Origin of the sequence: Photobacterium chitinilyticum (assembly GCF_004104355.1) — a bacterium.
Classification (GTDB): domain Bacteria; phylum Pseudomonadota; class Gammaproteobacteria; order Enterobacterales; family Vibrionaceae; genus Photobacterium; species Photobacterium chitinilyticum.
The window spans coordinates 13,338-39,090 of record NZ_RJLM01000017.1; the positions used below are offsets into that span (position 1 = coordinate 13,338).

Below are 25,753 nucleotides of genomic sequence, written 5' to 3' on the forward strand. Positions count from 1 at the left end.
AATTATGGTCAATTACCGTCCCATTTTATTTGTTATAGGGCTGGTCTTATCCAAGATCGCCCTATTCATGTACGTTCCCACTCTAGTGGCTTTCTTCACCGGAACCGGGGGCTTCATTGATTTTGCCACCGCCGTGCTGATCACCCACTCGGTGGCCTTCCTATGCCTGACATTTGGTCGAACGACCGAGTTCAAGCTGGGGGTCCGGGAAATGTTCCTGATCACAACCTTTGTATGGACAATCGCCAGTGCCTTTGCCGCACTGCCGTTTGTGTTTATCAACCACATCAGCTTTACAGACGCCTACTTCGAAACCATGTCGGGGATCACCACCACCGGCTCCACCGTTCTCAGCGGACTGGATACTATGGCACCGAGTATTCTGCTGTGGCGTTCCACCCTACAATGGCTCGGCGGGATCGGGTTTATCGTGATGGGAGTAGCAATCTTGCCAATGCTGAATGTCGGTGGTATGCGGCTGTTCCAGACCGAATCTTCCGACTGGTCAGAAAAAAGTTCACCGCGAACCAAAAGCGTGGCCAAGAACATTGTCAATGTCTATCTGACCCTGACCGGACTGTGTGTGATCGGCTATCAGCTAACCGGCATGAATACCTTTGATGCCATCAATCACGCTTTTACGACCCTGTCGACCGGCGGCTATTCCACTTCTGACGGCTCAATGAACCACTTTTCCAATAGTGCCCACTGGGTAGCCATTGTATTCATGTTTGCCGGCGGCCTGCCGTTTTTGCTGTTCGTCCAGGCGTTGCGAAAAAAAGAACCGACCGCATTGTTTAATGATGCCCAGGTTCGAGGATTCACCCTGCTGGTGTTCTCTGCCGGGCTGGCCGTGGCCCTGTGGTTAACCTTGCAGCTGGACTACCGCTTCATTGATGCCTTCAGAGTCTCGCTGTTCAATATTATCTCGGTGGTAACTACCACCGGTTTCGGGCTGGAAGACTTTACGGCCTGGGGACCGTTTCCGACCATCATTTTTGCCTTCATCATGCTGGTCGGCGGCTGCTCCGGTTCAACGGCCGGCGGGGTAAAGATCTTTCGTTTCCAGGTCGCATTTGCCTTGCTTCGCAAACAGATGATGCAGCTGATCCACCCGTCAGGTGTCTTTATCCAGCGCTATAACGGCCGCCCGGTAACCGATGGTATTGTTCGCTCGGTCGTTGCCTTCGCCCTGACTTTCATCATCACTATTGTGATTGTTGCCGCGATCCTCGGAATGATGGGGCTAGATGCCGTTACCAGTATTACCGGTGCGGTGACAGCTGTCGCCAATGTCGGTCCGGGCATGGGAGAGGTGATCGGTCCAACCGGCAATTTTGCCACCTTGCCTGATTTGGCCAAGTGGACGCTGAGCTTTGGGATGCTAATGGGAAGGCTGGAGATCCTCACCGTACTGGTTGTCTTTTTCCCCGCATTCTGGCGTAACTAATCACAGCTACAAAAAAGAGAGCCGTTGGCTCTCTTTTTTCTATTTTGTATCGAGCCTCTAGGTCTAGCCCTAAACCGGGATGACATAATAATAGATTGCCAAAAAGTGGCAAACCGTTCCGCCCAATACAAATAAGTGCCAAATCGCATGGTTATAGGGCAACCGCTTGTTGACGTAAAAGACGACCCCAAGCGAATAGACAATCCCGCCGACAGCCAACAATACCAACCCGCCCGTCGACAGCGACAGAGCTAGCTGATAAACCGCAATCAATGATAACCAACCCATGATCAGGTAGGTCGCCAGCGACAGGCGCTTGAATCGATATACGAAGACGATCTTCAGTACGATGCCTACAAGGGCAATCCCCCAGATCACCGCCATCAGGCTGATAGCCAACGGTGTCCGAAGCGTAATCAGCAGGAAAGGGGTATAGGTACCGGCAATCAGCAAGTAGATTGCACAATGATCGAAAGTTTTGAGCGCCCGCTTAGCCCGCTCAAAAGGAATCGCGTGATACAGGGTCGACGCAAGATATAACAAAATCATGCTGCCGCCATAGATACTCAAGCTGGTGATACTCAAGATATCCGCATTGGCAGCAATGGCCTGGTTCAGCAGCAACACCAAGCCCACGATACCAAAAATCATTCCCAATCCATGGCTAACACTGTTTGCCACTTCTTCTGCTACAGAATATTCAGACTCTGATTCCATACTCTTAGCCATGTTTCGCCATCCCAAAATAGAGTTTATGCTCAATAAAAAAGCAGTATGGCACACTTTAGCTTACAAGTGTAAGCTGAAATTCAATTCTAAAGGTAACATGTAATCAAAGGAAGCCTCTGCAAAATCTATCAGGTCATCCGATCCAGATAGTCTAGTACCTCGTCACCCGCCTGCTGCGGACAGGTCGACGCCAATATATGACAATGCCGCTTGAGCTCACCCCGCCCGAGGAAACCAGATAGCATTCCGGATAGACCGTTAAGGCGCCGATCGACCTCAAACCATAGTTTCAGACCGTCACTATCACGGTAGGCTACAACTTCTAGCTCCCGCCAGCGTCCATGATAAGGGCCTGATACCGGGACAAACTCAAATTCCTGAACAAAGGGCAGGGCAAAACCATCGGCCGCTTCACATTCTACCTGACGGATCCTCAGGCCGGCATGCTCCAGTGCAGTAAACACCCCATCCATCAACGGATCCGGGCGAACTGTCAGCATATCTTTATCCTTGGGATCAAATGCCAACGGAATATCAAGATGAGTTTCCAGCCATACCTTGGCATCACCGATAGTGATAGGGGTATTCAAAGGCAGTGCCAGCTCGGCATCAAAGTAACGCTCTTCATCAGCCTCAATAGTGAAAGCCTCAGGGAGTGACCACGTTGCCAGCGTACAGATCTGGCTGACTTTTTCTGTGCGATGCTGGCTTTCCCCCCGGCTCGATGCGACTTCGTCCTCATAGCGACAGCACAGGAACAGATGAATATTACTGACGGCCTGTGCCGTTTTCCCTCCTTGGACATGGATAGAAACAGGCAGAGCCTCCCCGGGGATCAAGACATCACGCTGCAAAATAGTATCGACTTTCGCCGCCCCGATCCCAAGGCTAGCAAGACTTTTCCGAAACAAAGACATAACGACTCCTTTAATCCATGAACCAAGCTATGAAACTGGTTTATAGTGCAGCGAATGGCATTTTGCTGCAAGAGATAGCGGCGAGAAAGACAGAGACAAAAAACGGAGCCTCGGCTCCGTTCCAAAAAATCACACAGTTTATTTCAGTAACTCGATAGTTGCTTGCCGAGCAGCTTCGGGATCCCGCGCCAAAATACCATCGACAATCCGCTGATGGATATCAAGCTTGAGCACGCGATCACGGGTAATAATTCTAAAGTAGCTTTCAAATACCGCCTTAAACAGATTGCCAAATGGGCTAATAAAATGATTGCCAGAGGCAAAATAAATCAACTGATGATAGCGGGTGTCGATCTCAATCCACTTATCCTGATCGAACGCTTCACCCAGCTTATACATTTCTTCCATCAACGATTGCAGTTCATCGCGATCTTCGTCACTGGCATGAATTGCTGTCAGAGCTGCCGCTTCGGGCTCCAGAGTCATCCGTACCTGCTGAAACTCATTCACCAATTCCGTATGCTGATCGAAATTCAGCCAGGCTAACAGGTCCTGATCGAGATAGTTCCAGTTTCGCTTCGGCAAAACCCGAGTACCAATACGAGGACGAGGGAGTACCATCCCTTTTGCCGCCAACATTTTAATCGCTTCACGTACAGCTGTTCGGCTCACGCCGTACATCTCTCCTAATTCAACTTCTCCAGGAAGAATATCCCCAGGTATTGTTTCACCACGTAAGATCCGCTGGCCAATCGACTCTGCCAGTTTATAAGATAAATTGCGGTTGGTTACTAACCGCTGCTGTTCCCGTTCCATTCATTCCCTCCCAGGCTATTTTTATAATAGTTGCCAGCTACGCGCATTAGACCATAAAGCGATTGCCGAGAAACAGCTTATCTTCACAGTTGCCGGTTCGACTAACATTTTATTGTTTTCAACCCGCCTAATGCGGTCTGAAGCGCATTATTCTCTGGTTATTTTTTACTCGACTTCACAATAGCTTACTGCTATTCTCGCGGCGAAAATATTCAGACAGTCCAATATTTCCGCACAGGATCGGTTCTGCCAGCAAAAAATAACGGCGGAAATATTCCATTTAAACTTTGGCCACGGATGCGCCTGACAATAGGTGAACCATGCGCTCAGCATCTCCCGTCAGGTATGTAAGTACCCCTCGTAGTCCATCTCGTTTACGTGCAACCTCCCATGCGCCGACTTTCAAAGCCAAGAAAGCGCCACAGAAAGTTGCCGAGATCCATACGATAGCAACGCCAGAGCCAGCTATCGCTGTTCGCTCTGACAACGAGCAAGCAGCATAAACTTGCTCTGAACCGACACCAAAGGCGGCCTTCCCGGCTGTCTTTTCTTTCCGGCCAATGCTTTCCCCCTACGTTTGTATCATTGCCTAGTTTGAGTTAATTTACCCACAACAAAATAATGATTATAGAATCGGCAACGATTCACTCAGCCTAACTTGTGGAGAAAATAATGAAGACCCATCGCGTCAATGAACTGATTGAACTACTGCATCCTGAATGGCAAAAAGATCCAGACCTCAGCCTAGTCGAGTTTCTGCTGAAGCTAGCTGAAGAAGCCAAATACCAAGGCAAGCTGGAAGAGCTGACCGATGACGTTCTTATCTATCATCTGAAAATGCGCAATAGTGACGAACAGGCCATGATCCCGGGAATCGCCAAAGACTGCGAGGACGACTTCAAAACGGCCATTTTACGTGCGCGCGGTATCATCAAGTAGCATCCGTACCGACCCGATGGCTGAGCCCCATGCTCAGGACGCTCGGCCATGACACTCCCTTCTGTTATACCCAGCCAGTGCCCCATCTGTATCTGTTACTCAAACTATGACCTTGTTAGAGTTATAACAAAATCGTCTGTAATATAATCAGCTGATAACATTTGTTCGTTAATTACAACATTATCGGTCAGGCTATGTACCTGCCACCCCCCTAACTATATTTATAAATGGGGGAATCCAAGGAAAGTAATGTCATGAGTCATGAAAAAATCAAAATAAAGGATGTCACACCACAACAGTTCAACCCCAAAACCCACAAGGGCACTTCCGATCGCTTCAACCCGGGTAATCGAATCTATGTCCGTGCCGTGAAAGGTATCTACCAAAAACTACGGCAGAAAATGGGCTGGTTGCTGATGATCCTGTTTATGGGGATCCCCTGGATCCCCTATGGTGATCGCCAGGCAATCTTGCTCGATATTGGCCAACAGCAATTTAATTTCTTCGGTACCACACTGTGGCCACAGGATCTCACCCTGCTGGCAACCCTGTTTATGATCGCGGCCTTTGCTCTGTTTTTTATTACCACCTTTCTGGGCCGGGTCTGGTGTGGCTACTTCTGCCCACAAACCGTATGGACCTTTATCTACATTTGGTTTGAAGAAAAGCTCGAAGGATCGGCCAACAAAAGGCGCAAGCAAGACAGCATGAAGCCAACCGGCAAGCTGTTGGGCAAAAAAGTCCTCAAGCATATCGCCTGGCTGGCGGTTGCCCTTGCCACCGGTCTGACGTTCGTTGGTTATTTCTTCCCGGTAAAGACACTAGTCATTGACTTTTTTACCTTCAATGCCAGCTTTTGGGCGGTTTTCTGGGTACTGTTTTTCACCGTTTGTACCTATGCCAATGCCGGCTGGATGCGCTCGATTGTCTGTATTCATATGTGCCCGTATGCCCGCTTTCAGTCTGCGATGTTTGATAAAGACACCTACATTGTCGGCTATGATGTGGAACGCGGCGAAGCCCGTGGACCACGCTCGCGCAAGAAGGATCCCAAAGAGCTCGGCCTGGGCGACTGCATCGACTGCAATTTATGTGTCCAGGTCTGTCCTACCGGCATTGATATCCGCGACGGGCTGCAATACGAGTGCATTAACTGCGGTGCCTGCGTTGACGCCTGTGATGAAACCATGGTTCGCATGGGATATGAAAAGCGCCTGATCAGCTATACCACCGAACACAAGCTCGAGGGCCACAGTACCCATATCATGAGGCCGAAGCTCATCGGCTACGGTGCCGTGATGATCGCCATGGTAGGATTGTTTTTCTTCTTGCTTGCCTCGGTGCAACCGATGGGACTGGATGTGATCCGCGACCGTAACCAGCTATTTAGGGTCAACACCGAAGGGCTAATCGAGAATACCTATACTCTGAAAATCCTTAATAAGACCCAGCAACAAGCGATCTACCGTCTAACCGTCGAGGGGATAGAGGAAATTGAATGGTACGGCCGACAACAAGTGACTGTCGCTGCAGGTGAAGTCTATACCCTGCCGGTCAGTCTGGGCGTCGACCCATATCTACTGCAGTCTCCAATTGCCGATATCATCTTCATCATGGAAAGGGGTGAAGGAGACGACAAAATAGAGCTTCAGACAGAAAGCCGCTTTATCGGCGAACTACGCTAATCGATAGTTAAGCAAAGTAATGTAAAGAAGGGCCGTTAACGGCCCTTTTTTATTATGATGCTATACCCAGCGGCCTCAAGGTGCAGAATTTGAGCATCTTGAAGTAGCTTGGGTATATACTGACAGGCTCTCATTACTGGCTGCGGAATGTTTCACATGACACAACAAGATGGTTTTAGTTTTTCTAATTTGACTCCCGATCTGCTGCTCGATGCCCTCGACAGTGTCGGAGTACGCGCCGAGTCAGGACTGCTTGCCCTTAACAGCTATGAAAACCGGGTCTACCAGTTCAGCGCCGAAGACGGTGCCCGCTACGTAGCCAAGTTCTATCGCCCCCAGCGCTGGAGCAATGAACAGATCCAGGAAGAGCATGATTTCACTCATGAACTGCTTAAACAGGATATTCCGGTCGCGGCACCAATCGCCTTTGAGGGCCGCACCTTGCAACACTTCGGTGAGCATCGTCTGGCTCTGTTTCCCAGCCTTGGCGGACGCCAGTTCGAAGTTGATAATTTTGACCAGCTGGAATGGGTCGGCCGCTATCTCGGACGTATTCATCAAGTTGGCCAGCGACAGCCTTTCCAGCACCGGCCGACCATCAGCCTGGATGAGTACCTTCATCAACCACGGCAGATCCTGGAGCAGGCCGACTTTATCCCCGATCACTTAAAAACCGTCTTCTTTGCCGACCTCGACCTGCTTATCCGCGAGCTAGGGCAGCACTGGCATAATGATTGGCAATCGCTGCGTCTACACGGCGACTGTCATCCCGGTAACATCCTCTGGCGTGACGGTCCGTTATTTGTCGATCTGGACGATGCCCGCAACGGCCCGGCGGTACAGGATTTATGGATGCTGCTCAACGGCGAACGCCACGATCAACTCGCCCAGCTCGATACTGTACTGGAAGCATACAGTGAATTTGCAGATTTCAACCAGAAAGAGTTGCAACTAATTGAGCCTTTGCGCGGTCTTAGGATGGTGCATTACATGGCTTGGCTAGCCAAGCGCTGGCAGGATCCGGCCTTCCCTCGCGCTTTCCCCTGGTTTGCTGATAACAAATACTGGGAAGGGCAGGTACTGGCGTTCAAAGAACAGCTGGCCGCTTTAAATGAACCACCCCTGCAGCTGATGCCGCAGTGGTAAAAATACAAAAACACTAATGGAACAATAACCTTGGTTATTTCAGTCCTTTTATCAGGGAGTACCTCGTACCATGTTTAAGAAACTACTCGCGCTGGCAAGCGTTGCTTTACTGTCTTTCTCTGTCCAGGCAGCTAAATTCACGGAAGGTGATTACTACAAAGTGCTGGATCTACCGAAATCCAGCAACTCGGTAGTCTCTGAGTATTTCTCATTTTTCTGCCCACACTGCAAAGGCTTTGAACCAACCATCCAGGCGTTGAAGAAAACCCTGCCAGACAGTGCAAAACTACAGAAAAATCATGTCTCTTTCATGGGGGGAGCTATGGGGCCTTCAATGAGTAAAGCCTATGCGACTTCTGTTGTCCTCAATGTCGAAGACAAAATGGTGCCAGTACTGTTTAATCGTATCCACACTATGCAGAAAGCGCCTCGTAACGACGAAGAGCTACGCCAGATCTTCATCGACGAAGGGATCAGTGCCGAGGACTTTGATGGAGCCTTTAACAGCTTCGCGGTTAACTCCATGGTAAACCGCTCCAACAAAGCCTTCCAGGACAGCGGCCTGACAGGTGTACCTGCCGTTATCGTCAATAACAAGTACCTGGTACAAACCGGCAAACTCAAGACGATCGACGAGTACTTCGAGCTGGTTAACTTCCTGCTAAAAAAATAAGTTATTAAATTTAAAGAGAAGGGCTTATGGCCCTTCTTTTTTATTGGCTTCAGGGAAGACAGCATGGAAAAAATCCTGATCAGTGCCTGCCTCTACGGTCATGCCGTACGGTATGACGGAAATGACAACCTCGTCACCCATCCGTTTCTCGATAAATGGAAAAAGCAGGGGCGGTTTGTCGTCCTCTGCCCCGAGGTCAGCGGCGGGCTGCCCACACCTCGTCCACCAGCCGAAATCCAGGCCGACGGCAACGTCACCACCATCACAGGTAATGATGTGACGGCGGCTTTTCAGGCCGGTACCCAGACAGCTGTTAAGCTTTGCCGGCAGCACGGCATCAAGCTGGCTCTGATGAAAGAAAACAGCCCTTCCTGCGGTAGCCGCTTTATCTACAACGGCCAGTTTGACGGTACCAAGATCACCGGACAGGGACTGACAGCGGCGGCGCTGACAGACAACGGCATCAGGGTGTTTAGCGAATATCAACTTGACGAGCTGGCATACGCCCTCGAAAGCCTCGACGCCTAAGTGCAATCCCCCGCGCTCCACATACATGGCGAGCCCCATATCGACAATGACTAGACGACCTGCGCCGTCAGCTGCTTCAACAGCCGATCCATTGCCCGGTAGCCCAGCGCCTCGGCCAGATGTCCCCGTTCAATTTGTTTCTGTCCGGCCAAGTCGGCAATCGTCCGGGCTACCTTGATGATCCGATGGTAGGCACGGATTGATAACCCCAACTGATGCAGCGCCGTCTCGAGAAACTCGGCGTCCGCCTTGGCAAGCGCGCAGTACCTATCCAGCTCTCGGGTTGATAACAGGGCATTGACCTTGCCTGAGCGTACCAGCATCTCTTCTCTGGCCTGCCACACTCGTTCTTTGATATCTGCCGTCGGCTCTCCCCGATCACCGCCTTCCGCCAAGGTTCCGCGCGGCAAGGCCGGAATTTCTATCGACATATCAAACCGGTCAAGCAGTGGCCCTGACAGGCGTCCGAGGTAGCGCAAAATTGCCTGCGGATTGGTTCGGGTCTGGTTCCCCTCGTAATACCCTGTCGGGCTCGGGTTCAACGCGCCAATCAGCTGAAAACGGGCCGGAAAGCAAGTTTTGCTGGTGGCGCGTGAAATAACGATCTCTCCCGACTCGAGCGGCTCGCGTAATGAGTCCAGAACCTTGCGTTCAAACTCCGGCATTTCATCCAGAAACAAAATGCCGTTATGGGCCAGAGATATTTCTCCCGGCCGCGGGACCGAGCCACCACCCACCAGCGCCGCCATCGAACTTGAGTGATGCGGGGTTCGGAATGGTCTTTTCAGCCAGTTACCCTCATGCAATATCTGCTGGGTCAGCGACGCCACCGCTGCAGTCTCTAGTGCCTCATCAACTGTCATCTCCGGCAGCAGGTCACGCAGCCGAGAAGCCAGCATTGTCTTGCCGGTACCGGGAGGACCAAGAAACAGTAGGTTATGTCCACCAGCGGCTGCAATCTCGAGTGCCCGCTTACCCTGTTGCTGGCCAATGATATCTTGCATGTCACGGCCAGCAGAATGTGGTTCCACGACTCTTTGCTCTTCGCTCCGAACATGCAGTTCAAGCTGGCGCTGACCACACAGCTGGCCACAAACAGCCAGTAAGTCCGGCGCCGATTTATGGATCTCTTTTCCCACCAGGGCGACTTGTTCGCCATTGCGATCAGGCACAATCAAGCAACGGCCAGCCCGCTTCGCAGCCAGAGCTGCAGGTAACGTTCCCTTGACGGGGCGTAGCCCGCCAGAGAGTGCTAACTCCCCTAAAAATTCATAATTATGCAGGTTATCTGCCGGGATCTGCTCTGAAGCGGCCAAAATACCAAGCGCAATAGGCAAGTCAAAACGACCGCCTTCCTTGGGTAAATCCGCCGGCGCAAGATTGACGGTAATACGCCGGGAAGGAAATTCGAAGTTGGCGTTCACAATCGCACTGCGCACCCGGTCTCGGGCCTCCTTGACGGTTGTTTCCGGCAATCCGACCAATGTCAGTGCTGGCATTCCGTTACTGATATGCACCTCAACAGTTACCGGCGGCGCATCGACGCCGACACAGGCCCGGCTATGGACAATCGCAAGAGTCATGATTTCTTTCCCCAGGTGAAAGATCACCCGCTAACGTTAATAAAAATAAGCAATTCCGTTTCACAAATAGCCTATTTATGCACAAAGGTTGCTAATTAATTTTCACTTTTTACTTGTCATGCGACAGATGTCTGTGTTACCACTTAAGAAGAGCAACAAATAAACAATAAAACTGGACAGACAGTAGATGCCATTTAACGCCAAAGCTATCGCACTCATTATTAACGTCATCGTGGTGATTATTTCACCGCGAGAGGGGCTGGCAGGCGTAAAGTAGCAATAAACACAACAAACGCAGAAAGCCCCCGCACCGAACAGGTCCGGGGGCTTTTTTTTAAACACTGGACGTAATCATGCTGGAAAAACCACCACAACAGATTTCAGCAACATGCAAGCAAGGAAAAGGGAACCAGCGATGACAGGAGCAGAGTTAGTAGTTAAAGCGCTGCAGCAACAGGGGATATCCACCGTGTTTGGTTATCCGGGCGGCGCTATCATGCCAATCTATGACGCACTCTATGATGGCGGTGTCGAGCATATTCTTTGCCGTCACGAACAGGGGGCCGCAATGGCGGCGATCGGTATGGCCAGAGCCACCCAGGATGTTGCCGTCTGCATGGCGACCTCCGGTCCGGGGGCGACCAACCTTGTCACAGGCCTCGCTGATGCGTTTCTTGACTCGGTCCCGCTGGTGGCTATCACCGGACAGGTTGCCAGCTCGCACATCGGTACTGATGCTTTCCAGGAAATGGATGTCATTGGCATGTCATTGTCCTGTACCAAGCACAGCTACCTCGTCACTGATATCCATGATCTTGCCCCGACGCTGGCAGAGGCATTCGAAGTCGCCAAGAGCGGCCGCCCCGGTCCGGTTATTGTAGATATTGCCAAAGATGTCCAGCTCGCCCAGTCTCCGGTCGATACGCTGCCGTTCATTGAACTACCGGCCATACCGGTGGCAGCGGCTGATTCAGTCGTAGTTGCCCAGCGCATTTTGTCTGAAAGCCAGCGCCCTGTTCTCTATGTTGGCGGGGGCGTTCAGCTGGCCAAGGCAACCCAGACCGTTCGTACCTTTTTGCAAATAAACCCGATGCCTTCGGTGAGCACCCTAAAGGGGCTCGGCACGATAGAACGCCATGACCCGCATTACCTGGGGATGCTCGGCATGCACGGTACCAAAGCCGCCAACCTGGTGGTGCAGGAATCGGATTTGCTGATCGTTGTCGGTGCCCGCTTTGATGATAGGGTGACAGGTAAACTTGATACCTTTGCCCCGCACGCCAAAGTGATTCATCTGGATATCGATGCCGCCGAATTCGGTAAACTGCGCCATGCTCACGCACCGCTGCGCGGTGATATTAATGTGATCCTGCCGCAGTTAGAGCTATCTCAGGACATCTCTCCCTGGGTCCAGCGCAGTGAAAGCCTGCGGTCTGATTTCAAATGGCGCTACAACCACCCGGGCGATCTCATCTACGCGCCACTGCTGCTAAAACAACTTTCAGACATGATGCCCGACAGTGCAATAACCTCAACCGATGTCGGCCAGCACCAAATGTGGGCAGCACAGCATATCCAGCCTCGCGAGCCGCAAAACTATATTACCTCGGCCGGTTTGGGGACGATGGGCTTTGGTCTGCCTGCGGCGATGGGTGCCAAAGTCGCACGGCCTGATGACGAATCAATTCTGATCTCGGGCGATGGCTCTTTCATGATGAACGTCCAGGAGCTTGGTACCCTAAAACGCAAACAAATCCCGGTAAAAATGGTACTGATCAATAACCAGCGCCTGGGTATGGTAAGACAGTGGCAGTCGCTGTTCTTTGATGGTCGCCATAGTGAAACCATCCTGGATGACAATCCTGATTTTGTCACCTTGGCCAGTGCTTTTGGCATTCCGGGGAAAACCATAACCACCAAGGCAGAGGTGGAGCCCGCTTTAAAAGAAATGCTAGAGAGTAAAACGGCTTACCTACTCCATGTTCTGATCTCTGAAGAAGAAAATGTATGGCCTTTAGTTCCGCCCGGTGCCGCCAACCAAGATATGCTGGAGAATACGTAATGGATAGATATTTACTCGACATCAAAGCGGATGATAAGCCAGTATTATTAGAGCGCGTCCTACGCGTCATTCGTCACCGGGGCTTTATCATTAAACAAGTCACGGCGACTCAGAACCATGAAAGCAAGATTGCCAGCGTTGAAATCATTGTCGACAGCGATCGACCAATCAGCACCCTGATCAATCAAATTGAAAAACTTTGGGATATTCGTACGGTTACAACAACTATCTTAGAAAACCAAGATTAGTGCATAAGGAAGGAGTGCAAAATGGCAAATACAGCAGATTACATTTGGTTTAATGGCAACATGGTTCCTTGGGGCGAGGCTAATGTCCACGTACTGACTCACGCAATGCACTATGGTACCTCGGTTTTTGAAGGTATTCGTTGCTACAACACCCCTAAAGGCCCGATCGTGTTCCGCCATAAAGAACACATGGATCGCCTGAAAAACTCCGCCAAGATTTACCGTTTCCCGATCCCGTACAGCTCTGAAGAGCTGATGGAAATCTGTCGCGAAACCATCCGTGTTAATAAGCTCGAGTCGGCTTACGTTCGCCCACTCGGTTATGTCGGCAATGTCGGTTTGGGAGTCTGTCCACCCGTTGATACCAAGATGGATCTTATTGTCGCGGCTTTCCCTTGGGGCTCGTACCTCGGTGAAGAGGCACTTGAGAACGGGGTCGATGCGATGATTTCCAGCTGGAACCGCGCGGCCCCCAACACCATACCAACGGCGGCAAAGGCAGGAGGCAACTACCTGTCATCATTATTAGTCGGCAGCGAAGCGCGTCGCCACGGTTACGCCGAGGGCATCGCACTCAGTGTCGATGGCTACCTGTCCGAAGGTGCCGGCGAGAATATTTTTGTCGTTCAAGGTGGCATATTACGCACCCCACCAGCAACCAGCGCAATCCTGCCGGGTATCACCCGTGACTCGATCATGGTGCTGGCAAAAGAAATGGGCTATGAAGTAAGAGAAGAGAATATTGCCCGTGAAGCATTGTACCTCGCTGATGAAATATTCATGACCGGTACAGCAGCAGAAATTGTTCCCGTACGCAGCGTCGACCAAATCACTGTGGGTGAAGGCAAGCGTGGCCCTATCACCAAAGATATTCAAGCCGCTTACTTTGGCCTGTTCAACGGCACCACTGAAGACAAGTGGGGCTGGTTGGATCCGGTTTACCCAGAATCAGCAGATCAGTAAGTTAAATCATATAGCTGCCCAGCCCTTCCTCAGGGCAGCTAGAAAAAGGAATTTGTAGTTATGCCTAAATACCGTTCAGCCACCACGACCCACGGCCGCAATATGGCCGGAGCCCGCGCATTATGGCGCGCTACCGGTGTCAAAGATGAAGATTTCGGTAAACCAATCATCGCAGTGGTGAACTCATTTACCCAATTTGTTCCCGGCCATGTTCACTTAAAAGATATGGGGCAGCTGGTCGCCGGCGAGATTGAAAAGGCCGGGGGTATCGCCAAAGAATTTAATACTATCGCCGTTGATGACGGTATCGCGATGGGCCACGGCGGAATGCTGTATTCCCTGCCGTCACGCGAGCTGATTGCCGATTCAGTCGAATACATGGTCAATGCCCACTGCGCGGATGCCATGGTATGTATTTCCAACTGTGACAAAATCACCCCGGGCATGCTAATGGCCGCCCTGCGGATCAACATTCCGGTGATCTTTGTATCGGGCGGCCCGATGGAAGCCGGCAAAACCAAGCTGTCGGATCAGATCCTCAAGCTTGATCTGGTAGATGCAATGATCCAGGGTGCGGATCCGACAGTCTCCGACGAGCAAAGCGAGCAAATCGAACGATCGGCTTGCCCGACCTGTGGCTCATGTTCCGGTATGTTCACCGCCAACTCGATGAACTGCCTAACCGAAGCCCTCGGTTTGAGCCAGCCGGGCAATGGTTCGATGCTGGCCACTCACGCCGACCGTGAGCAACTGTTCGTCAATGCCGGCAAGCGTATCGTCGATCTGACCAAGCGCTACTACCAGAACGATGACGAAACCGCACTGCCGCGTAATATCGCCAGCAAAAAAGCCTTCGAAAATGCGATGGCCCTTGATATTGCGATGGGCGGTTCAACCAATACCGTTTTGCACCTGCTTGCATCAGCGCAAGAGGGCGAAATTGATTTCACCATGGAAGACATCGATCGCATGTCTCGCCGCGTTCCGCACCTGTGCAAGGTCGCACCGTCTACCCAGCAATACCATATGGAAGATGTACACCGCGCAGGTGGCGTCTACGGCATTTTGGGCGAGCTCGATCGTGCAGGCCTGTTCCATAGCGATTGTCATAATGTCTTGGGGCAAACATTTGCTGAATCTTTGCCGCAGTTTGATATTGCCGTAACAGATTCACAAGAAATCAAAGATTTCTACCGTGCAGGCCCTGCCGGTATCCGTACCACCAAGGCTTTCTCGCAAGATTGTCGCTGGGACAGCGTCGATGACGACCGTGAAAATGGCTGTATCCGCAGCAAAGAACACGCCTTCAGCCAAGACGGCGGCCTGGCGGTACTCTCCGGTAACATGGCTCTGGATGGATGCATCGTTAAAACCGCCGGTGTTGACGAGAGCTGTTTAACCTTCCGTGGCCCGGCAGTGGTGTTCGAAAGCCAGGATACTGCGGTTGAAGGGATCCTTAATGGAAAAGTGAAAGCAGGCGATGTGGTGGTTATTCGCTATGAAGGCCCTAAAGGCGGTCCGGGTATGCAGGAGATGCTGTATCCGACGACTTACCTTAAGTCGATGGGACTGGGCAAAGAATGTGCACTGATCACCGACGGTCGCTTTTCTGGCGGTACCAGTGGCCTGTCTATCGGCCACGTTTCCCCTGAAGCGGCCAGTGGCGGGACCATAGGTTTGATTAAAGATGGCGATATCATCGATATCGACATTCCAAACCGCAGCATTGAGCTCGATGTTGACGAGCAGGAGCTGGCACAGCGCCGTAATGTGAATAACCAGCAAGGCTGGCTGCCAACCGATCGCCACCGTGAGGTGTCTTACGCATTACGTGCCTATGCACTGCTTGCCACCAGTGCCGATAAAGGGGCTGTCCGTGATAAAACCAAGCTGGAAGGATAATACAATGAGCGAAGTGAAACAGGCCGAGGATGTAGCGCTACCAAGCGGAGCCGACTACCTTCGCAATATTCTCCGGGCACCGGTCTACGAAGTGGCGCAAGTCACTCCGTTACAGACAATGAACCGCCTTGCAGCAAGGCTTGGCAACAGCGTCCAGCTGAAACGGGAAGACCGCCAGCCGGTCCACTCGTTCAAACTGCGCGGTGCCTATACCATGATGGCCCAGCTGACCAACACGCAGCGCCAGGCCGGCGTCATTGCCGCATCGGCCGGCAATCATGCCCAGGGTCTGGCTCTGTCAGGCAAGCACCTCGGGGTCAGTACCACTATTGTGATGCCGCGTACCACACCGGATATCAAGGTTGATGCGGTAAAAAGCTTTGGCGGCAACGTGGTACTGCACGGCGGTAACTTTGACGAAGCCAAAGTCCATGCCGAGAAACTTGCGGATCAGCATGGCTATACCTTTATTCCTCCGTTCGATCACCCGGCAGTCATTGCCGGGCAGGGTACCATCGGAATTGAGCTGGTCCAGCAAAATGGCCATCTCAACTATGTATTTGTACCTGTCGGAGGGGGCGGCCTGGCGGCTGGCGTCTCCGTGCTACTGAAACAGCTCTTGCCGGAGATCAAGGTCATCGGTGTCGAGGCGGAAGACTCGGCCTGCCTCAAGGCGGCACTTGATGCCGGTGAGCCAGTCACGCTGGATCAGGTGGGTATGTTCGCCGATGGGGTAGCAGTAAAGCGGATCGGAGAAGAAACGTTCCGTCTATGCCAGCAATATATCGATGATGTGATCACTGTCAGCAGTGATGAAATCTGCTCTGCAGTCAAAGACATCTTTGAAGATACACGTGCCATTGCCGAACCCTCCGGGGCCCTTTCCCTGGCCGGGCTGAAAAAATATGCCGAAGATCACCAGCTGCAGGACCAACAACTAGCGGCTATCCTTTCGGGTGCCAACCTGAACTTTCATGGATTGCGCTATGTCTCGGAGCGCTGCGAACTCGGTGAAAAGCGGGAAGGGCTACTGGCAGTCACTATCCCTGAGAGACCGGGAGCATTTCTGGATTTCTGCCATATCATCGGCGGACGGGCCGTTACGGAGTTTAACTACCGCTACAACGACGACACACTGGCAAATGTTTTTGTCGGTGTACGCCTCATGCAGGGGCAGGAAGAGCTGGAAGGAATTATCCAAGACCTTCGTAAGGGCGGTTATCCGGTGGTTGATCTGTCTGACGATGAGATGGCCAAGGTCCATGTCCGTTATATGATTGGTGGCCGGCCATCAAAACCTCTCAAAGAAAGGCTGTATAGCTTTGAATTTCCCGAGTACCCCGGGGCCTTGCTGAACTTTTTGAGCACACTCGGCACGCACTGGAATATCAGTTTGTTTAACTACCGCAACCATGGGGCAGACTACGGCCGTGTGCTGTGCGGGTTTGAACTGGAAGAGCAAGACTTGCTGTCATTCACCAGCCACTTGCGTGAACTGGGTTATCAATGGAAGGATGAAACGGATAACCCCGCCTATAAATTCTTCCTGGCCCAGTAACAGCACAGTGCGATTACAGTACTACCGACAACGTACTAACAACTCAAATAGCAGCCTTTTGGCTGCTTTTTTTTACCTTTTAATTGTAATTATTTTACTGAATACAAATGTTCGATATAACAGCTTACCAAGCCAATATGATGGGCGATAAGTTTACTCCTCAAAGGCTCCGGTACCTTGGAGAACAGCTCAACCAAGTGCTGACTCTGATCGTGTTGCTCGACAGAGTGCGGGATCTTCTCCTCGTCTATAAACCAGGTCAATGGTCGCCCGGTGATCTCCGCAATCTTCATAAGGGTTGTCACCCTCGGCTCGGTTTTCCCTGACTCCAGGTCAAGGTAGGTTTGCCTTGCGATATCAAGGCGCTTAGCCATTGCAACCTGCGAAATCTCTTTCCACTCTCTGGCATCTCGAACTCGCGCCGCAATGTGTGGTTTTGAGCTTTGCATTTAGCCACCATCTGTTAATTATAACCCCAGCCAACCTTTCTCTCAGACAACGACAAAAAGTTGTAATTGCAGGAAAAAAACGTCAAAGAGCGAGAAATTATCTAACAGAATTGCATAAGTTCACTACAGACCTCGTTAAAGTGTGACCCTACACCGTCAATGTCGAGCAAAGCAGGCAACTAAAAACACCAATGTAGAACATTGCATACACACGTTAGGTACAGTAATCAAATGCGTATTGAGCTGGTGCTTACTTGTCTTTCTGAGTAAGAGCTCTGGTGTACTCCGCCATAAAGCCGGCTAAGTTGATACTTTGCTGAAGAATAACATTCCTGGCCGAATGGGGAAGACGGCTAAAATACTGTAACAAACGATCTATTTCCTCTTTGTACTCACTTTCTAAGATTTCTATCCCTTCGTCACCATAAACAAACCAGGTTAAAGGACGTTCAGTGATTTCCGAAATCTCGGACAACAACCTGACTTTGGGCTCAGTCTTGCCGGTTTCCAAATCCAGATATGTCTGGCGAGCGACGTGCAACTGCTGCGCCATATGGACCTGAGTAAGTCCTTTCCACTCTCGCGCTTCCTTAATTCGCGCAGCAATTTTCTCTTTGGGATCTGTCATGTCTAACCTCCAATACAAAATTCAATGAAGACTGCCTAGCTTTCAATCCTAGGGATGCATAACATAAGCCAACTCTACAAATGGAAAAATAAACAATAAAAATCAATAAATTAAAAAAACAACCATTAATATTATTCTTATTTTGAGTCGCAGTTCGTTACCACTCTGAACATTTTTCCTATTTCGCAATAAAACTCGTCATTCATGTCTAGAGAGTAGCTTCTCCACTGCTCAAAAACGAGAAAAGGCGCCGGAGTCGGCGCCTTTTCTCATAATTGAGAATCTCTGGAGCTTAACTACTCAACCGTAACAGCCTTCGCCAGGTTACGAGGCTGATCGACATCGGTACCCTTGATTAATGCAACATGGTAAGACAGCAGCTGCATCGGAACGGTATAGAAAATAGGAGCAATAATGTCATCGACGCGCGGCATTGTGATGATCTTCATTCCTTCACAAGCTTCAAAGCCCGCTTCGCTATCAGCAAACACGTAAAGCAAACCACCACGGGCACGAACTTCCTCAATATTTGACTTCAGCTTCTCAAGCAAATCATTGGTTGGTGCCACGACGATAACCGGCATATCGGCATCAATCAGTGCCAACGGGCCGTGTTTCAGCTCGCCAGCGGCATAGGCTTCAGCGTGAATGTAAGAGATTTCTTTCAGCTTCAGGGACGCTTCCACCGCAATCGGGTAAAACTCACCGCGGCCAAGGAACAAAGCATGCTGCTTATCGGCAAAATCTTCAGCCAACTGCTCAATCGGCTTGTCGAATGCCAATGCTTTTTCCACTTGTGTCGGTAATTGATGCAGAGAATCAACAATTTCCTTCTCTTTCGCTGCATCAATCAGACCTTTTTCCTTGCCCAGCGCGGTCACGAACATCAGCAAGGTAACCAGCTGGGTGGTAAAGGCTTTAGTCGATGCGACACCGATCTCGGTACCGGCACGGGTCATAAACGCCAGATCTGATTCGCGAACCAGCGATGAACCGGCAACATTACAGATGGTCATTGCCGACATATAGCCTTTTTCTTTAGCCAGACGAAGAGCGGCTAGGGTGTCTGCCGTCTCACCCGACTGAGACAGGGTGATCAGCAGGCTATTAGGACGCGTCACAAACTTGCGGTAGCGGAATTCAGAGGCGATCTCGACATCACAGCTTACACCTGCCATCGCTTCGAACCAGTAACGTGCGACCATGCCGGCATTGTAGGAGGTACCGCAGGCAACAATCTGTACATGCTCGACATTTTCCAAAATATCGGTTGCACCATTGCCGATACTTTCAACAATCACAGAGTCACTGCCAATACGGCCTTCCATGGTGTTGATTAGCGCACTAGGCTGCTCATAGATTTCTTTCTGCATGTAGTGGCGGTACTGCCCTTTGTCCGCGGCATCCTGCTGCAGGTTTGACTCGTGGATTTCACGCGCGACCGGCTGACCATCGATATCAAAGATGTTCACTTCACGACGGGTAATTTCAGCAACATCACCTTCTTCAAGGAACATAAAACGGCGGGTTACATTCAGCAAAGCTAGCTGATCGGAAGCCAGGAAGTTCTCGCCGACACCCAGGCCAATTACCAGCGGGCTACCAGAGCGCGCAACCACAACACGTTCAGGATCGCGGCGATCCATCACGACCGTACCGTAAGCGCCTTCCAGCTGAGCGGCTGTTTTCTGTACCGCTTCCAGCAGTGTTGCCGCCGTACGTAGCTCCCACTCCACCAAGTGAGCAATCACTTCGGTATCGGTCTGCGAGACAAAAGCGTAGCCACGTCCAGTCAGCAGCTCTCGTAGCTCTTCGTGGTTTTCAATAATACCATTGTGTACCAATGCAATATTGTCACCAGACATATGCGGGTGGGCATTAACTTCAGACGGCTCACCATGAGTCGCCCAACGCGTATGCGCAATACCGGTACCACCGGTAATAGATGAACTCTCTACAGCGTCGGCCAGTTCCTGTACTTTTCCCAAGCGACGTACGCGCGTTAGGTTACTGTCGCCATCAATGACCGCCACACCCGCAGAGTCATAACCACGGTATTCAAGGCGACGCAGGCCTTCGACTAAAATTTCGGCAACATCACGCTGTGCTACTGCACCAACAATCCCACACATAGCTCTATCTCTCTTAAAGTTTTATTCTGATACCGTACAGATCACCTGTACGCCATGCTGTTCAATCTGTTGTTTCGCCTCGTCACTCAGGCCGTCGTCGGTGATCAAGGTACTGATATTCTTCCAAGGCAACTCGAGGTTGGGGATCTTGCGCCCAACCTTGCTGGATTCGACCATCACAACGACCTCCCTGGATACCTCTGCCATTACCCGGCTCAGCCCGATCAGTTCGTTAAACGTCGTGGTACCACGTGCAATATCAATGCCGTCGGCCCCGATAAACAACTGGTCAAAGTCATAGGAACGCAGCACCGATTCCGCAACTTGGCCCTGAAACGCTTCTGAATGCGGATCCCAGGTTCCGCCCGTCATCAGCAATGTCGGCTCATCTTCCAATTCATTCAGGGCGTTGGCGACACTCAGCGAGTTGGTCATCACAATTAGCCCTTGCTTACCGCCCAGCAGACCAATCAGGCTGGCTGTGGTGCTACCGCTATCAATGATGATCCGGTTATGGTCACGGATCCGGGCAGCCGCCGCTTTGGCAATCGCTAACTTACGAACCGAAACATTCTCTTCTACCTCGCTGACCATTTCAGACGGCATCGCAATCGCCCCGCCGTAACGGCGTAGCAATAAGCCATTTTTTTCCAAGGCTGCGAGATCTTTACGGATGGTTACTTCGGAGGTGGCAAAAAACTTAGCCAGTTGATCAACGCTGACTTCACCCTTTTCATTGACCATAGAGACAATGGCATGACGGCGTTGCTGAGTATTTCGCTTCGACATAAATTACGAACTGACACTTTAAAGTTTCGATTTGAAAGAAATGGTAGCAGATCAAAACTTTCTTGATCAAGACTGTGCAATTAATTTTTTATAAAAAAGAAGCGAGAGGCGGGAAGAATAAGGTGGAGATAAAAAAGGCAAGGGGAGCCCCTGCCTTTGCCTATCAAAAAGTAACAGGCGTTACTTTTGTTTTACCGGTCGTTTCCAGCCTTTAATTGTACGGGCTGGAGCGCGAGTGATCACCAACTCACCTTCACCGATGTCACGGTTGATAGTCGCGCCGGCACCAATCGTCGCCCCTTTGGCAACCTTAACAGGCGCTATCAGCTGGGTATCAGAACCAATGAAGACATCGTCTTCAATTTCGGTCTTGAACTTGTTGGCACCATCGTAGTTGCAGGTAATCGTACCCGCACCAATATTGACACGATCGCCAATGTCAGCATCACCCAGGTACGTCAGGTGGTTGGCCTTGGAGCCTTTACCCAGACGTGCCTTCTTCATTTCAACAAAGTTACCCACGTGAGAATCACCCACCAGCTCGGCACCAGGGCGCAGGCGAGTAAACGGACCGACAGTACACTCTTCACCGACAGTCGCGCCTTCAATAACGCTGTACGGGCGGATAATGGTATTGTCATCAATCTCGCAGTCTTTTAGCACGCAGCCTGCACCAATCACGACGTTATCGCCCAACGATACAGAGCCTTCCATGATCACGTTAACGTCAATCTCAACGTCTGTACCACACTGCAGTTCACCGCGCAGATCAAAGCGCGCCGGATCCCGCAGCATCACGCCCTGCTCAAGCAGACGTTCGGCCTGCATAGCCTGATAGGCCCGTTCCAGTCTCGCCAGCTGAATGCGGTTGTTCACCCCTTCAACTTCAATGGCCTTCACCGGGTGTACTGCTTCAACGGCACGGCCTTCATTATGGGCAATCTCAATAATATCCGTCAGGTAGTATTCACCTTGGGCGTTGTCATTTTTTAGCGCAGCCAGCCAGCGCTTCAGATCACCGCCGTTGGCAACCATAACCCCGGTATTGATCTCCTTGATTAGCTTCTGCTCTTCAGTCGCATCTTTCTGTTCGACAATCGCGACCACTGGGCCATTACGGCGAACGATACGGCCATAGCCAGTCGGCTCGTCCAGTACGACTGTAAGCAGCGCAATACCGCCATCCGGCTGCGCATCAAGAAGGTTAGTCAGGGTATCAGCACTGATCAGCGGCACATCGCCGTACAGGATCAGTACCTTCTCGTTATCGGCAAGGTCCGGGCAGGCCTGGTTCACCGCATGGCCGGTACCCAGCTGCTCCGCCTGCAATACCCAGTTGACCGGCTCTTCGGCCAGCACTGCTTTCATCTGGTCGCCACCGTGGCCATAGACCAGGTGAATATTCTCCGCGCCCAGCCCACCGCAGGTATCAATCACATGCTTGGCCATTGGCTTGCCTGCCAGAGTATGCAGCACCTTAGGTAAATTGGAGTACATGCGGGTTCCTTTGCCCGCAGCCAGGATCACAGCACTAAAGCTCATGATAGATTATCCCTCTTGATGGATATATAAAAAATCAACTGCCTGCATTGTATCGGTTCGGCTCTGAAGGTTTAAGGGAAATAGAGTATTTTTTGCGAGTAATAACGCCATTCCACCACGGCAGGCCCATGCCCAACCGCATAACTTTCCCCCGCAGATAGCCCCGCAAGCCATTCACGCAACCAATCAATTACAGCAAGATATAAAAAAAGCGACCCGAGGGTCGCCTTTTTGCGTCATGCGCCTGATTAACGCGCTTTTCGCGTCAGCTCGATAACTCGTAGCTGAGCGATTGCTTTAGCCAGGTCACTGGCCGCTTGAGCAAAGTCGATATCGCCATGCTGATTTTGGATATGCTCCTCAGCCTGACGTTTCGCCTCTTCCGCCTTTGCAGCATCCAAATCTTCACCACGGATTGCAGTGTCGGCCAGTACAGTCACTGCACTTGGCTGAACTTCCAGCATACCACCAGAAAGATAAATAACTTCTTCCTCGCCATGCTGTTTAGTGATTCGAACCATACCCGGCGTAATAGCGGTCAGCAGCGGTGCGTGTCCTGCGTGAATACCCAGTTCACCTTCGCTACCGGTCACCTGAATGTTTTCAGCTCGGCCAGAGAACATTTTTTTCTCTGCGCTTACTACATCCAGATGGAAGGTTATCGCTGCCATGTCGCCTCCTACTCAGCTTAAAGCTTCTTCGCGTTTTCCAACACGTCTTCAATCGCACCACAGTACATAAATGCCTGCTCTGGGATATCGTCGTATTCGCCCGCTAGAATGCCTTTGAAACTACGTAACGTCTCTTTAAGAGATACGTAGATACCAGGGTCGCCAGTAAAGACTTCAGCAACGTGGTAAGGCTGAGTTAGGAAACGCTCAATCTTACGTGCACGAGATACGGCTTGCTTATCTTCTTCAGATAGCTCGTCCATACCAAGAATTGCAATGATGTCTTTCAGCTCTTTATAACGTTGCAGAAGACTCTGAACGCCACGAGCGATATCGTAGTGCTCCTGACCAACAACCAACGGATCTAGCATACGAGATGTAGAATCCAGTGGGTCGATCGCTGGGTATAGACCCAGAGAAGCGATCTGACGAGAAAGTACAACTGTCGCATCCAAGTGGGCAAACGTTGTTGCCGGCGATGGATCCGTCAAGTCATCCGCAGGTACGTATACCGCCTGAACAGACGTAATCGAACCTGACTTCGTTGACGTGATACGCTCCTGAAGTACACCCATCTCTTCTGCAAGAGTTGGCTGGTAACCTACCGCAGATGGCATACGACCCAGTAGAGCCGATACCTCTGTTCCCGCAAGGGTATAACGGTAGATATTATCGATGAACAGCAGTACGTCACGGCCTTCGTCACGGAAACGCTCGGCCATCGTCAGACCAGTCAAAGCAACACGCAGACGGTTACCCGGTGGCTCGTTCATCTGACCGTAAACCATTGCTACTTTCGATTCTTCAGGGTTCTCGACGTTAACAACGCCAGCTTCCTGCATCTCGTAGTAGAAATCGTTACCTTCACGAGTACGCTCACCAACACCAGCAAATACCGACAGACCTGAGTGCTGTAGGGCGATATTGTTAATAAGCTCCATCATGTTGACGGTTTTACCAACACCCGCACCACCGAACAGACCGATCTTACCACCCTTGGCGAATGGACAAATCAAGTCGATAACTTTAACGCCGGTTTCTAGCAGCTCAGTTACATTGGACTGCTCTTCATAGCTTGGTGCTTCACGGTGAATCGCATAACGCTCTTCTTCGCCGATATCACCACACTCATCAATTGGCTGACCCAGAACGTTCATGATACGTCCTAGTGTTGCAGTACCAACTGGAACTTCAATTGGGCGGCCTGTATTTACAACAGACAAACCACGACGTAAGCCATCAGAAGTACCCATTGCGATACCACGAACAACACCACCACCTAGCTGCTGCTGAACTTCAAGAACTAGCGTACCGTTCTCTTTCGCATCAACGTGTAGGGCATCGTATACTTTTGGCACAGAGTCCTGCGGAAACTCTACGTCGACTACCGCACCGATGATCTGTACGATCTTACCTGTAGCCATCGTTAATCCTCTAAACTTATTAATTCTTTGCCTTAAACAGCAGACGCACCAGAAACGATTTCTGACAGTTCTTGTGTAATCGCAGCCTGACGGGCTTTGTTATACACCAACTGTAGATCGTTGATTAATTCTCCGGCGTTATCTGTTGCAGCTTTCATCGCAACCATTCGAGCCGCTTGCTCACTGGCAAGGTTCTCGACCACACCCTGGTAAACTTGTGATTCGGCATAGCGAATCAGCAAAGTATCCAGCAGGGCTTTAGGCTCAGGCTCATAAATATAATCCCAAGAGTGGTTACGCTGCATTTCTTCGTCTTCTGATTTAGGCAAAGGTAGCAATTGATCAATCACGGGTTCCTGAACCATGGTGTTTACAAATTGGTTGTAAACCAGGTACAGGCGATCCAATTGGCCTTCATCATATTTCTTCAGCATTACGCCAACGGTACCGATTAGCTCGTCAATGGTTGGGCTATCACCCAAACCAGAAACCTGAGCAACCACGTTACCGCCGTAGCTGTTAAAGAATGCTGTCGCTTTAGCGCCAATTAACGCCATATCAACTTCAGCACCTTGCTCTGACCAACCTTGAATGTCTGTCATAGCTTGCTTGAACAAGTTAATGTTCAAACCGCCACACAAACCACGGTCAGAAGAAACAATGATGTAACCTACACGCTTGGCTTCACGCTCCTCGAGATAAGGGTGCTTATACTCAAGGTTACCAAGGGCGATATGACCGATCACTTTACGCATAGTTTGTGCATACGGACGGGATGATTCCATCGCATCTTGCGTTTTACGCATTTTCGATGCGGCAACCATTTCCATCGCTTTTGTGATCTTTTGTGTGTTTTGCACACTACCGATCTTGTTACGAATCTCTTTTGCGCTGGCCATCGTTACTCTCCGTTAGTAGG

Annotated in this window: 24 protein-coding genes; 12 read left to right on the forward strand and 12 right to left on the reverse strand. The window is 50.9% G+C overall.

What is annotated here, in order from left to right; all coding sequences use genetic code 11:
- Positions 1 to 4: 4 nt before the first annotated feature.
- Positions 5 to 1,450, forward strand: coding sequence for a TrkH family potassium uptake protein (locus EDI28_RS22890; RefSeq protein ID WP_128786202.1), 1,446 nt, complete (start codon positions 5 to 7; stop codon positions 1,448 to 1,450).
- 69 nt (positions 1,451 to 1,519) lie between these two features.
- On the opposite strand, the gene trhA is transcribed toward EDI28_RS22890, so the two are convergent.
- The 3 genes from trhA to EDI28_RS22905 all read right to left on the reverse strand — a co-directional run bounded on the left by trhA (position 1,520) and on the right by EDI28_RS22905 (position 3,912).
- On the reverse strand, positions 1,520 to 2,179 hold the full coding sequence (gene trhA / locus EDI28_RS22895; RefSeq protein WP_128786203.1) for a PAQR family membrane homeostasis protein TrhA: 660 nt from the start codon (positions 2,177 to 2,179) through the stop codon (positions 1,520 to 1,522).
- A gap of 128 nt (positions 2,180 to 2,307) precedes the next feature.
- Positions 2,308 to 3,096, reverse strand: a complete 789-nt coding sequence (locus EDI28_RS22900) for a sporulation protein (protein ID WP_128786204.1) — start codon at positions 3,094 to 3,096, stop codon at positions 2,308 to 2,310.
- A 138-nt stretch (positions 3,097 to 3,234) separates the two neighbouring features.
- On the reverse strand, positions 3,235 to 3,912 hold the full coding sequence (locus tag EDI28_RS22905) for a FadR/GntR family transcriptional regulator (protein WP_128786205.1): 678 nt from the start codon (positions 3,910 to 3,912) through the stop codon (positions 3,235 to 3,237).
- Between the two features lie 320 nt (positions 3,913 to 4,232).
- On the opposite strand from EDI28_RS22905, the gene EDI28_RS22910 reads away from it, so the two are divergent.
- The 6 genes from EDI28_RS22910 (at position 4,233) to EDI28_RS22935 (ending at position 8,883) form a co-directional block, all read left to right on the forward strand.
- Positions 4,233 to 4,415 (forward strand): hypothetical protein, encoded by a 183-nt coding sequence (locus EDI28_RS22910; protein ID WP_128786206.1) that lies wholly within the window; start codon positions 4,233 to 4,235, stop codon positions 4,413 to 4,415.
- A 169-nt stretch (positions 4,416 to 4,584) separates the two neighbouring features.
- Positions 4,585 to 4,851 (forward strand): YihD family protein, encoded by a 267-nt coding sequence (locus EDI28_RS22915; RefSeq protein WP_128786207.1) that lies wholly within the window; start codon positions 4,585 to 4,587, stop codon positions 4,849 to 4,851.
- Positions 4,852 to 5,105: 254 nt separating this feature from the next.
- Positions 5,106 to 6,536 (forward strand): cytochrome c oxidase accessory protein CcoG, encoded by a 1,431-nt coding sequence (gene ccoG / locus EDI28_RS22920; RefSeq protein WP_128786208.1) that lies wholly within the window; start codon positions 5,106 to 5,108, stop codon positions 6,534 to 6,536.
- A 156-nt stretch (positions 6,537 to 6,692) separates the two neighbouring features.
- Entirely contained in the window at positions 6,693 to 7,682 is a 990-nt protein-coding gene (locus tag EDI28_RS22925) for a serine/threonine protein kinase (RefSeq protein WP_128786261.1), read from the forward strand.
- A gap of 70 nt (positions 7,683 to 7,752) precedes the next feature.
- On the forward strand, positions 7,753 to 8,355 hold the full coding sequence (locus EDI28_RS22930) for a DsbA family protein (protein ID WP_128786209.1): 603 nt from the start codon (positions 7,753 to 7,755) through the stop codon (positions 8,353 to 8,355).
- A gap of 63 nt (positions 8,356 to 8,418) precedes the next feature.
- Positions 8,419 to 8,883, forward strand: a complete 465-nt coding sequence (locus EDI28_RS22935) for a 2-thiouracil desulfurase family protein (protein ID WP_128786210.1) — start codon at positions 8,419 to 8,421, stop codon at positions 8,881 to 8,883.
- 50 nt (positions 8,884 to 8,933) lie between these two features.
- On the opposite strand, the gene EDI28_RS22940 is transcribed toward EDI28_RS22935, so the two are convergent.
- Entirely contained in the window at positions 8,934 to 10,466 is a 1,533-nt protein-coding gene (locus tag EDI28_RS22940) for a YifB family Mg chelatase-like AAA ATPase (protein ID WP_128786211.1), read from the reverse strand.
- A gap of 415 nt (positions 10,467 to 10,881) precedes the next feature.
- Between EDI28_RS22940 and ilvG the strand changes: the two genes are divergently transcribed.
- From ilvG to ilvA, 5 genes are read left to right on the forward strand one after another with little or no spacing between them, the layout of a single operon-like run.
- The gene (ilvG, locus tag EDI28_RS22945; protein ID WP_128786212.1) at positions 10,882 to 12,528 is read left to right on the forward strand and encodes an acetolactate synthase 2 catalytic subunit; all 1,647 of its coding nucleotides are present in this window, start codon (positions 10,882 to 10,884) and stop codon (positions 12,526 to 12,528) included.
- Entirely contained in the window at positions 12,528 to 12,776 is a 249-nt protein-coding gene (gene ilvM, locus EDI28_RS22950; RefSeq protein ID WP_128786213.1) for an acetolactate synthase 2 small subunit, read from the forward strand. The genes ilvG and ilvM overlap by 1 nt, the downstream gene beginning before the upstream one ends.
- Positions 12,777 to 12,797: 21 nt before the next feature.
- Positions 12,798 to 13,739 (forward strand): branched-chain-amino-acid transaminase, encoded by a 942-nt coding sequence (ilvE, locus tag EDI28_RS22955; RefSeq protein WP_128786214.1) that lies wholly within the window; start codon positions 12,798 to 12,800, stop codon positions 13,737 to 13,739.
- A gap of 60 nt (positions 13,740 to 13,799) precedes the next feature.
- The gene (gene ilvD / locus EDI28_RS22960) at positions 13,800 to 15,641 is read left to right on the forward strand and encodes a dihydroxy-acid dehydratase (protein WP_128786215.1); all 1,842 of its coding nucleotides are present in this window, start codon (positions 13,800 to 13,802) and stop codon (positions 15,639 to 15,641) included.
- Positions 15,642 to 15,645: 4 nt separating this feature from the next.
- Positions 15,646 to 17,199 (forward strand): threonine ammonia-lyase, biosynthetic, encoded by a 1,554-nt coding sequence (gene ilvA, locus EDI28_RS22965; protein WP_128786216.1) that lies wholly within the window; start codon positions 15,646 to 15,648, stop codon positions 17,197 to 17,199.
- An 89-nt stretch (positions 17,200 to 17,288) separates the two neighbouring features.
- Here ilvA and EDI28_RS22970 read toward each other — a convergent pair whose 3' ends face one another.
- From EDI28_RS22970 to atpG, 8 genes are all read right to left on the reverse strand, one after another.
- Positions 17,289 to 17,648, reverse strand: a complete 360-nt coding sequence (locus EDI28_RS22970; protein WP_128786217.1) for a helix-turn-helix transcriptional regulator — start codon at positions 17,646 to 17,648, stop codon at positions 17,289 to 17,291.
- Between the two features lie 250 nt (positions 17,649 to 17,898).
- On the reverse strand, positions 17,899 to 18,276 hold the full coding sequence (locus EDI28_RS22975) for a helix-turn-helix transcriptional regulator (RefSeq protein ID WP_128786218.1): 378 nt from the start codon (positions 18,274 to 18,276) through the stop codon (positions 17,899 to 17,901).
- A 296-nt stretch (positions 18,277 to 18,572) separates the two neighbouring features.
- Positions 18,573 to 20,408 (reverse strand): glutamine--fructose-6-phosphate transaminase (isomerizing), encoded by a 1,836-nt coding sequence (gene glmS / locus EDI28_RS22980; protein ID WP_128786219.1) that lies wholly within the window; start codon positions 20,406 to 20,408, stop codon positions 18,573 to 18,575.
- Between the two features lie 21 nt (positions 20,409 to 20,429).
- The gene (locus tag EDI28_RS22985) at positions 20,430 to 21,197 is read right to left on the reverse strand and encodes a DeoR/GlpR family DNA-binding transcription regulator (RefSeq protein WP_128786220.1); all 768 of its coding nucleotides are present in this window, start codon (positions 21,195 to 21,197) and stop codon (positions 20,430 to 20,432) included.
- Between the two features lie 180 nt (positions 21,198 to 21,377).
- On the reverse strand, positions 21,378 to 22,739 hold the full coding sequence (gene glmU, locus EDI28_RS22990; RefSeq protein ID WP_128786221.1) for a bifunctional UDP-N-acetylglucosamine diphosphorylase/glucosamine-1-phosphate N-acetyltransferase GlmU: 1,362 nt from the start codon (positions 22,737 to 22,739) through the stop codon (positions 21,378 to 21,380).
- A gap of 248 nt (positions 22,740 to 22,987) precedes the next feature.
- On the reverse strand, positions 22,988 to 23,410 hold the full coding sequence (locus EDI28_RS22995; RefSeq protein ID WP_128786222.1) for a F0F1 ATP synthase subunit epsilon: 423 nt from the start codon (positions 23,408 to 23,410) through the stop codon (positions 22,988 to 22,990).
- A 17-nt stretch (positions 23,411 to 23,427) separates the two neighbouring features.
- The gene (gene atpD / locus EDI28_RS23000) at positions 23,428 to 24,834 is read right to left on the reverse strand and encodes a F0F1 ATP synthase subunit beta (RefSeq protein WP_128786223.1); all 1,407 of its coding nucleotides are present in this window, start codon (positions 24,832 to 24,834) and stop codon (positions 23,428 to 23,430) included.
- Between the two features lie 32 nt (positions 24,835 to 24,866).
- Positions 24,867 to 25,733 carry a F0F1 ATP synthase subunit gamma gene (gene atpG / locus EDI28_RS23005; protein WP_128786224.1) on the reverse strand — a complete coding sequence of 289 codons (867 nt, stop codon included), beginning with the start codon at positions 25,731 to 25,733 and terminating at the stop codon, positions 24,867 to 24,869.
- Positions 25,734 to 25,753: the final 20 nt, after the last annotated feature.